We start from the raw sequence: 466 nt of genomic DNA on the forward strand, positions 1-466 counted from the left end.
GCTAGCTCAACTCTAGCTAACCCTTCACACAGCTACACAGCTGCGGGTACTTACACTGTAACCCTAACTGTAAGCGATGATGACGGTGCCCAGCACTCTATCACTAAAGACGTAACTGTGACTGAGCCTGTACCAGTGCCAACTATCTTTGTACAAGGTACAGCTGAAACCGACGGTAACCGAGTAACAACGGATCTATCTTGGACTGCACAAACTGCAACTGAGTTTGATGTATACCGCGATGGTGCCCTAGTTGCCTCAGCTGTGAGAAAAACAGACTACACAGACCGCTTTAACTCAACCGCTACCAGCTTCACTTACCAAGTATGTGAAACTGGCACTGCCAACTGTTCTTTAGAAGAAACCATCGCGGCTTCTCCTAAGTCAAAAGGCAACGGTAAACGTAAGTAAGCTGTAACCCCTGGAAGGCTCTCTAGAGCCTTCCTTTTTCTTCTTAATTTACGTT

1 protein-coding gene is annotated in these 466 nt (G+C 46.8%); it reads left to right on the plus strand.

What is annotated here, in order from left to right; genetic code table 11:
* Positions 1 to 411: PKD domain-containing protein (locus C2M35_RS15255; RefSeq protein ID WP_158678003.1), on the plus strand; the 411-nt coding region annotated here is incomplete at its 5' end.
* Between the last annotated feature and the right edge of the window lie 55 nt (positions 412 to 466).

The sequence above is a fragment of the Pseudoalteromonas sp. T1lg76 genome, assembly GCF_002964725.1.
GTDB lineage: Bacteria > Pseudomonadota > Gammaproteobacteria > Enterobacterales > Alteromonadaceae > Pseudoalteromonas.